This window comes from Mesorhizobium sp. dw_380 (assembly GCF_018588885.1).
In the GTDB taxonomy this organism is placed as follows: Bacteria; Pseudomonadota; Alphaproteobacteria; order Rhizobiales; family Rhizobiaceae; genus Mesorhizobium.
On the sequence record NZ_JAFFIW010000009.1, the window covers coordinates 217237 to 223236 of the forward strand.

At 62.5% G+C, this 6000-nt stretch carries 7 protein-coding genes; 5 read left to right on the plus strand and 2 right to left on the minus strand.

The window, feature by feature from the left end; genetic code table 11:
* The first annotated feature begins 51 nt into the window (after positions 1-51).
* The 4 genes from gatB (at position 52) to JT360_RS12440 (ending at position 3349) form a co-directional block, all read left to right on the plus strand.
* Entirely contained in the window at positions 52-1551 is a 1500-nt protein-coding gene (gene gatB, locus JT360_RS12425) for an Asp-tRNA(Asn)/Glu-tRNA(Gln) amidotransferase subunit GatB (protein WP_214471899.1), read from the plus strand.
* A gap of 5 nt (positions 1552-1556) precedes the next feature.
* Entirely contained in the window at positions 1557-2048 is a 492-nt protein-coding gene (locus tag JT360_RS12430) for a GNAT family N-acetyltransferase (RefSeq protein ID WP_214471900.1), read from the plus strand.
* Positions 2049-2206: 158 nt separating this feature from the next.
* On the plus strand, positions 2207-2905 hold the full coding sequence (locus JT360_RS12435) for an AIM24 family protein (RefSeq protein ID WP_214471901.1): 699 nt from the start codon (positions 2207-2209) through the stop codon (positions 2903-2905).
* Positions 2906-3010: 105 nt separating this feature from the next.
* The gene (locus tag JT360_RS12440; RefSeq protein ID WP_214471902.1) at positions 3011-3349 is read left to right on the plus strand and encodes a VanZ family protein; all 339 of its coding nucleotides are present in this window, start codon (positions 3011-3013) and stop codon (positions 3347-3349) included.
* A gap of 100 nt (positions 3350-3449) precedes the next feature.
* Here the strand turns inward: JT360_RS12440 and panC are convergent, their stop codons facing one another.
* On the minus strand, positions 3450-4301 hold the full coding sequence (panC, locus tag JT360_RS12445; protein WP_214471903.1) for a pantoate--beta-alanine ligase: 852 nt from the start codon (positions 4299-4301) through the stop codon (positions 3450-3452).
* On the minus strand, positions 4298-5158 hold the full coding sequence (panB, locus tag JT360_RS12450) for a 3-methyl-2-oxobutanoate hydroxymethyltransferase (protein ID WP_214471904.1): 861 nt from the start codon (positions 5156-5158) through the stop codon (positions 4298-4300). Before panB ends, panC begins: the two co-directional genes overlap by 4 nt.
* A gap of 227 nt (positions 5159-5385) precedes the next feature.
* Here panB and JT360_RS12455 point away from each other — a divergent pair, with 227 nt between their 5' ends.
* A complete protein-coding gene (locus tag JT360_RS12455; RefSeq protein ID WP_214471905.1) occupies positions 5386-5784 on the plus strand; it encodes an NADH:ubiquinone oxidoreductase subunit NDUFA12 in 399 nt (132 codons plus the stop codon).
* Positions 5785-6000: the final 216 nt, after the last annotated feature.

Here is a 6000-nt window from a genome sequence, read left to right on the forward strand (position 1 = left end):
CCCAAATTCGCGAAAATCGCAATCTTCGCGAACCAGAAGCGCAGGCTAACAATGAGCATCATCGACACCCGCACGCCCGACGCAAAACGCCTGATCCCGGGCGCCACCGGCGATTGGGAAGTCATCATAGGCCTTGAGGTTCACGCGCAGGTCACTTCGGAAGCAAAACTGTTTTCCGGCGCCTCGACCGCTTTCGGCGCGGCCCCCAACAACAATGTCAGCCTGGTCGACGCGGCAATGCCCGGCATGCTGCCGGTCATCAACGAGGAATGCGTCAAGCAGGCGATCCGCACCGGCCTTGGCCTGAAGGCGCAGATCAACCACAAATCCGTCTTTGACCGGAAGAACTATTTCTATCCCGACCTGCCGCAGGGCTACCAGATCTCGCAGTTCAAGCAGCCGATCGTCGGCGAGGGCACGGTGATCGTCTCGGTCGGCCCCGACCGCCAGGGCGAGTTCGAGGACATCGAGGTCGGCATCGAGCGCCTGCATCTGGAACAGGACGCCGGCAAGTCGATGCACGACCAGCACGCGACAATGTCCTATGTCGATCTCAACCGCTCCGGCGTTGCGTTGATGGAAATCGTCTCCAAGCCCGACATGCGTTCCGCCGACGAAGCCAAGGCCTATGTCACCAAGCTGCGCACCATCGTGCGCTATCTCGGCACGTGCGACGGCAATATGGACGAGGGCTCGATGCGCGCCGACGTCAACGTCTCCGTGCGCAAGCCCGGTGGGGAATTCGGCACGCGCTGCGAGATCAAGAACGTCAACTCGATCCGCTTCATCGGCCAGGCCATCGACTACGAGGCGCGCCGGCAGATCGCCATTATCGAGGATGGTGGCAAGATCGACCAGGAAACGCGGCTGTTCGACGCCGTCAAGGGCGAGACGCGCTCGATGCGTACCAAGGAAGAGGCGCACGACTACCGCTATTTCCCCGATCCCGACCTCTTGCCGCTGGAATTCGACCAGGCCTATGTCGATGCACTGGCGAAGGAATTGACGGAACTGCCCGATGACAAGAAGGCGCGACTGATCGCATCGCTTGGCCTGTCGACCTACGATGCCTCGATCCTGGTCTCGGAAAAGCCCATCGCCGACTATTTCGAGAAGGTGGCTGCCGGCCGCGACGGCAAGCTCGCCGCCAACTGGGTCATCAACGATCTGCTCGGACAATTGAACAAGGCCGGCAAGGACATTGAAAGCGCTCCGGTTTCTCCTGACCAGCTCGGCGCGATCATCGACCTGATCAAGGACGGCACCATCTCCGGCAAGATCGCCAAGGACCTGTTCGAGATCGTCTGGAACGAAGGCGGCGATCCGCGGCAGCTGGTCGAAAGCCGCGGCATGAAACAGGTCACCGATACCGGCGCCATCGAGAAGGCCGTCGACGAGGTGATCGCGGCCAATCCGGACAAGGTCGAACAGGCGCGTGCCAAGCCGACCATGGCCGGCTGGTTCGTCGGCCAGGTGATGAAGGCGACAGGCGGCAAGGCCAATCCGCAGGCGGTCAACGACCTAGTCAAGGCCAAGCTGGGTATCGAGTAGGGAGCATGTTCGTTCGCACTGCCGGGGATCGCGACCTCGCCGCTATACGGGCTTTGCTGGTCGAGACTTGGCACGCGACCTACGACGCCATCTATGGTGCCGAGCGGGTCACCAAGATCACCGATGAATGGCACTCGACTGCTTCACTGAAAACGAAAATGACGCGACCGAACAGTGAGTTTCTCGTCGCCGATGACGGCAAGCGCATTAGCGGCGTGGCTTTCGCCGAAGGCATCGACGGCGGCGAACTGGTTGTCCTGAAACAGCTCTACGTGCTTCCAGGCCTGCAGGGCAGGGGCATCGGCGGCATGCTGCTCGATGAGATCATCGAGAGTTTCCCCGAAGCCCGCGCCATCCGTCTGGAGGTCGAAGGGCGGAACACGCACGCCATCGCCTTTTTCGAGGCAAACGGCTTCGTTCGCTCCGGCGATGCCGGCGAGCACACAGGTGCCGCTGGAGAGACGACGCTCGTCTATCATCGGCCGCTCGCCGGCTGATCCCCCTCGCGCATCTGACTGGATCACCTTCGCGCGAGCCGCGTCGTGGAGCGGCTGTTTTCGTTTGACGCCCTTCGGGTCTGGCACCAAAGCTGCCGCAGCTGACCACGCGGAAGCCGGAATGAACCGGCACGCAAAGGCTCGCGCTGGGGGGATCAATGCCAAGCTTGCCGGAACTGATGCCGACACAGGTGTCGGACGAAACTTTCGGTGGCGTCACCTATCACATAGCGGGCGAACTTGTGCCTGTGCTTTCCGTCGATGTGACGCGGATGCCTGTCTATTTCGAACACCACATCCTTTTGTGGAAGAACTCCACCATAACCATCGGCCTGAAATCGCTGAAGGGCGCGCTGAAGCGCATGATGGCCGGCATGCAGATCTTCGTCACCGAAGCGTCGGGAGCGGGCATCATCGCCTTCAGCCGCGACGGGCCTGGCCATATCGTGCCGATCCACCTGCGGCGCGGCGAGGAGATCCAGGTGCGCGAACACCAGTTTCTCGCCGCCACCGGCAATGTCGACTACACATTCGAGCGGGTACGGGGCCTGGCGACGATGCTGTTTGGCCAGAGTGGCTTCTTCATCGACCGTTTTCGCGGCGATGCCGGTGACGGCATCGTCTGGCTGCATGGCTACGGCAACGTCTTCGAAAAGACGCTTGCATCAGGCGAGACCATCGACATCGAGCCGGGCGGCTGGTTGTTCAAGGACGCCTCGGTCAGGATGGAAACGAAGATCGACCGCCTGTCGAGCGGCTTTTTCGGCGCCAACGTGAATTTCATCGTCAACCGCTTCACCGGCCCGGGCCGGGTCGGCATCCAGTCGATGTATCTGCATATGCCGACGGAGGAGTAGGTCCAGCAGGGCACGAAGGAAGAGGAGCGTGGCCGATCGGTCCATTTTCCGCCACGCGTCATTCTTCGCGTTTGCTGCGCCGGCTCACGACAGATATGCAAAGGCATGACCAAACTGTCCCGCATCACAGCGCTGGCGCTTCTCGCCATCATCATCTTCGCAACTTTGTCGCCGATCCAAATGCGGCCACACATAGCCGAGGCGAATATCGAACGCGCCTTGGCTTATGTGATGTTAGGCCTCGCCCTCGCACTCGGTTTTCCCAACCGTCTCTATCAAGCAGTGATCTTTGTGGTTGTGACCGCCGGCATGCTGGAACTGCTCCAGATCATTGATCCGGGCCGTCACGCGCACCTTGCCGATGCGCTTGTGAAGGCAGCAGCCGGGATCCTCGGCATCGCCGTGGGGCAACTGTTCGTCGGCGTGCGGAAAGGACAGGGCTAGCGCGGCACCCTAATGCATGTCGCCCAAAAGTGAACTCGGTTTTGGGACAACGACATGCATAAACAAAGAACTAAAGCTCGTCGCATGGGCGCGACGCGCTTTAGGCAGTGGGAACGTCCACATTGTCGATCAGTCGCGTCTTGCCAAGCCAGGCCGCCGCGAGAACGCGGCCGGCGCGGTCATGGCGCCACGGCGCCAGCGTCAGGCTTTCGCGGGCCTCGACATAGTCGACCTTCTGGAACCCGGCGGCGATCAGGGTGCGGCTGGCTTCGGTGATCGCGTCTTCCTGGCTGGCGCCTGCCGCCAGCGCCGCTGCTGCCTTGCGCAGAATCACGTTGAGCTGGCGAGCGACAGCGAGTTCGGCCTCGTCGAGATAGGCGTTGCGTGACGACATGGCGAGGCCATGCGCGTCGCGTATGGTCGGGGCGCCGATGATCTCGACGGGCAGGTCGAGGTCGCGGCAGAGCTGCCTGACTACGCAAAGCTGCTGGTAATCCTTCTCGCCAAAGACCGCATGGTCAGGCGTTGCCTGAAGAAAAAGCTTGGCTACCACCGTGGCGACGCCGTCGAAAAAGGTAGGGCGGAAATCCGATTCGAGCCCGGCGGACGGACCGCCGACCGAGATCCTGGTGGCAAAGCCGGCAGGATACATCGCGCCAACCGTCGGCGTGAAGGCAAGATCGGCTTTCACAGTCGCCAGCATATCAATGTCGCGGGCGAGCTGGCGCGGGTACTTGTCGAGATCCTCGCTCGGCGCGAACTGCGTCGGGTTGACGAAGATCGACACCACGCAGCGCTCGGCTTTCTCCCGTGCGATCCTGATCAGGGAGAGATGCCCTTCATGCAGCGCGCCCATGGTTGGCACCATGGCGACACGCAGGCCGTCGCGCCGCCAGTCTCGGACCCGCGCGCGAAGGGCGGCGACGCTATCGACGACGTCAGGCCGGCTCATGGTTCATCCCCGCCGTCTGTGTCCGAAAAGACTTTTGAACCCGAAAAGACATGCGAAGGGCCGGGGAATGTCCGGCTTCGTACCTCCGATGCGTAGCGCTCGGCGGCATGCGCGATCACGCCGCGCAGATCGGCGTATTCCTTGACGAATTTCGGCACACGGTCGACGGTCAGTCCAACCATGTCGTCGATGACCAGGATCTGGCCATCGCAGTCACCGCTGGCGCCGATGCCGATGGTTGGTATGGCAATGCGGCGGGTAATGTCGGCGGCGACCGCCTCGATGGTGCCTTCGATGACCACCGAGAATGCGCCGGCCTCTTCAACGGCGAGCGCATCGGCCACCAGCGCCGCGACATTCGCGTCCGTGCGGCCCTTGATCTTGTAGCCGCCATCCTTCTCCACCGATTGCGGCAACAGGCCGATATGGCCCATGACAGGAATGCCGGCGGCCACGATTGCCGCGATCTGTCCGGCCATGCCGACGCCGCCTTCGAGCTTCACCGCCTGGCAGCCGGTCTCGCCGACGATGCGCCGCGCCGAGGCAACGGCATGTGCCGCCGAATCCTCATAGCTGCCGGCTGGCATGTCGACGACGACGCAGGCCCTGGCCGAGCCGCGCATCACGGCTTGCCCATGCGCGATCATCATCTCGATCGAGGCCCCAAGCGTTGTTTGATGGCCATGCAGGACCATGGCGACGCTGTCGCCGACCAGAAGCAGGTCGACATGGGGATCGAGCAGGCGAGCGATGGGATAGGTGTAGGCGGTGAGGCAGACCAATGGCGTGCCGCCCTTGCGGCGGCGAATCAGCTCCGCGCCGATGCGAATGTCGGTGGTCGGCAATTTCGTGGCCAATCGTCACCTCCTTCGGCCTGTGGCCGGGTTGGATACCCGCACGGGCGCGCTGAGCTTTAGAAAGAGCGGGAAGGCTTGGCAAGCGCGCATCCTGCCGCCTGCAAGAGTCGCAGGCTTGTGTCGGTTCCCTGCGCGCCATTTGCGCGCTCCCCCGGCAAAACTCTTGCCTTCCCGAAAGCCTGACGCCATAAGCAGGAAACAGGCGCCGTCGGCGCGAGGGTTTCGAGATGAAGACTTTCCTGACGCAGTTTTTCACCTGGTGGAACAGCCAGACGCTGGGAACGCGCCTGCACACCTGGCGATACGGCAAGCAGGTCGGCCAGGACGAGGCCGGCAATGTCTATTACGAAGGCGGCATCGATTCGGAAGGCCGCACGCGCCGCTGGGTCATCTACCGCAATTATTCGGAAGCCTCGGACATTCCACCCGGCTGGCACGGCTGGATCCATCACCGCGTCGATGTCGCGCCGCCTAGCGAGGACTACAAGCCGCGCGACTGGCAGAAGCCGCACCAGCCCAATCTCACCGGCACGCCGGCAGCCTATCGCCCGAAAGGCTCGGTGCTGGGCAATCAGCATCGGCCGCAGGTCACGGGCGACTACGATGCCTGGACGCCCGGTTCGTAACGGCCTTGGATGTAACGGCGCAAAGTGCAGGACGGTCCTTTATCGCCACAATTGGTGTTTAGCTGCTTGCTGATCAGAAAACGGCGACTAGCCTTGGCGATAGACGGAATCACCCGGGCGCGAACCACCGGTACCCCTATATGAGCTTTTTCAACCTGATATCGACGGGCGGCCTGACGCTAGCCGCCGGCCTCGCCGTCAGCACCGCCGCCTTTG